The 2,054-nt window shown below is 47.6% G+C and carries 3 protein-coding genes; 1 reads left to right on the top strand and 2 read right to left on the bottom strand.

The genetic code is table 11. The annotated features are described in order from the left end of the window. Window positions 1–235 precede the first annotated feature (235 nt). Window positions 236–439 carry a hypothetical protein gene (locus B4967_RS03865; protein WP_207953569.1) on the top strand — a complete coding sequence of 68 codons (204 nt, stop codon included), beginning with the start codon at window positions 236–238 and terminating at the stop codon, window positions 437–439. Between the two features lie 520 nt (window positions 440–959). Here the strand turns inward: B4967_RS03865 and B4967_RS03860 are convergent. Next, window positions 960–1,313 carry a hypothetical protein gene (locus tag B4967_RS03860; protein ID WP_083023703.1) on the bottom strand — a complete coding sequence of 118 codons (354 nt, stop codon included), beginning with the start codon at window positions 1,311–1,313 and terminating at the stop codon, window positions 960–962. A 65-nt stretch (window positions 1,314–1,378) separates the two neighbouring features. Next, the gene (locus B4967_RS17725; protein WP_139794395.1) at window positions 1,379–1,894 is read right to left on the bottom strand and encodes a hypothetical protein; all 516 of its coding nucleotides are present in this window, start codon (window positions 1,892–1,894) and stop codon (window positions 1,379–1,381) included. Window positions 1,895–2,054: the final 160 nt, after the last annotated feature.

Genomic DNA, 2,054 nt, shown 5'->3' with positions numbered 1-2,054 from the left:
TTGATTTCAACGACGCGAACGCCGTGATGGTAATCGGCCATGCCTGTCTCCCGCGCAGGTTCAAGCGTTTCACTATGAGAGCTGCCATGGTGTGGCGACTTCGCGCGGGAGGGTAGTGGTGGGCGTTGTGCGGGGAAGGTATTACATATAACAGTGCCACTCTGGCCAACGGCTATTTGCAGAATTTCGTTTTTAGGGCTAGTTTTTATTAACAATTATCAATAATAGGCTGATCATGAAAGACAATGAATATATGAATTTTTCGGAAGACTATGAGCTTAACCACGCCCTTAAGAAGTTGGATAAAAGACAAACAAAAGAAAATCGAGAACGTTTAATTGATATTGGAAACAATATGAAAGCTAGCACTGGCAAAAAACGCTTACAGCATGGTGAGTTGCGTGAGTATGCCAAAACGAAAGCTAAGTCACTGGAATAACGAATAGCCCGCCAATTTTGGCGGGCTATTTTACTATTTAATGCATACTTGACAGTCTTTTCTCAGACCTCTCCGCAATATTTATCCCATGAAGTGCCTCGGCATCCTTCGCCGCACCGATCTGCTCACTGACTTTCCACTCCGCTTTAAAATAGCCTTGTACATGCTGGGCCACTACCTAGCCGCCGATGAAGCTTGCTAAGCCATGAACGGAACTAGCGCAGGTTGAGCTACTCGGAGTGCAAGGCCTATGCTTATGCTCAGAATACAAAGACCATAGCAAGCTCTAATGAACGGAGTGTCAGCGGTTTCTAGCTTGAGCATCAGACATTGCATTTTCGCTTTGTTGGCAGGTGATGTTGGCATTTGTTTTTCCAATGTTGACCATTTAGAAACGTCACCATCGGCAATTAGTGTGATTACTCATAGCTCTTTATCATGTCAACCCCCATGGTTACCCTAAAGCGTCAAAAAAGTTTTATTGAACTAGCCCACCATCAGGCAGGCTGTTTGTTGAGGGCTACAGCAACGTACCTGAAAGGATCTGCTCTCGCCGGGTAGCGCCTTCGCTTTCTGAGATGATCTCTGCATTGATGAGCAGTGATAGGCAGTGATCCACCCCGGCGGCCGTGGAACCGAGTGATAGATCAATGTACTGCAGGCGTGGATCTTCGATGATCTCGAAGAAGTCAGCGAGGGCTGGGTCGCTTGCCCGCAGCTCCTTCAGTTTCAGGCGCTCGGCGCTGGTGAACAGCAGCTTGAACTCGACCGGGCCAACGCGCGCGCGGGGTGGCTCGCTTTTCCATTCCCGCCCATGCCAATACCAAGGGCCCGACTCTTGGGGTGGTGGAGATGTGGTTTCGTTCTTACCCATCGGCCCGTTTGCGGGTCGCTGAGAATTGAGGCGACCGTCCTTACTGTATCCATAATACGTTGACATTATTCAACCCACCCCATGCGTGCTTCTGCAGGATCGCCAGACAACAGCAATGTCTTTTCCGTATCTAGCCCAGTGATAGCTGCGTAACCAGTTCCTGACGGTCCACCTGATACAATTCCATATTCAGTGATAACGCCGATGCCAACGGCATGAGATGCCGATGACAGTTTTGACCAACTTTTTCCGTTGTCTGATACATATGCATCAGCATTATTAAAAGAGAGGAATAAATCAGACCCAAAAGTAACTTTATCGCGGACATCGTTCTGTGTGCTTTGCCACGTGTGACCATCGTCTAGTGTGTAAACAGCACCACTTGATGTACCGCTCACCATAACCCATGTGCCCGCACCATAAGACGCAGAATTAAAGTTATTATTTGAACGGACAGTGCTCCAGCTTTCACCGTTATCAGTGGATCTATCGACATTCGCGTATGAACTGTTCCAATACAGAACCGTTCCTGTTTCAGGGCTAGCAGCCATTTTCGATATAGTGCCATTAACAGAAGACACATTTTCCCATGTGCCTAGGGGGTCATTCGCTCTGTAAAATTGACCTCCGTTCGCAGCAAACCAGTAAGTACCATTAAAGACAACGTCAACATTCTACAAGCTATTGCTGACGTTAACCTGTTTCCATGACATTAGGGAAGGTCTGAATAACTGCCGATAT

It is taken from the genome of Vreelandella lionensis, assembly GCF_002087295.1.
GTDB lineage: Bacteria > Pseudomonadota > Gammaproteobacteria > Pseudomonadales > Halomonadaceae > Vreelandella > Vreelandella lionensis.
This window is presented reverse-complemented; position numbering and strand designations above follow the sequence as displayed.

Bases quoted from the DNA above. Each gene is read 5' to 3' on its own strand.
- B4967_RS03865 (WP_207953569.1), top strand. From the start codon at position 236: ATGAAAGACAATGAATATATGAATTTTTCGGAAGACTATGAGCTTAAC.
- B4967_RS03860 (WP_083023703.1), bottom strand. From the start codon at position 1,313: ATGGGTAAGAACGAAACCACATCTCCACCACCCCAAGAGTCGGGCCCT.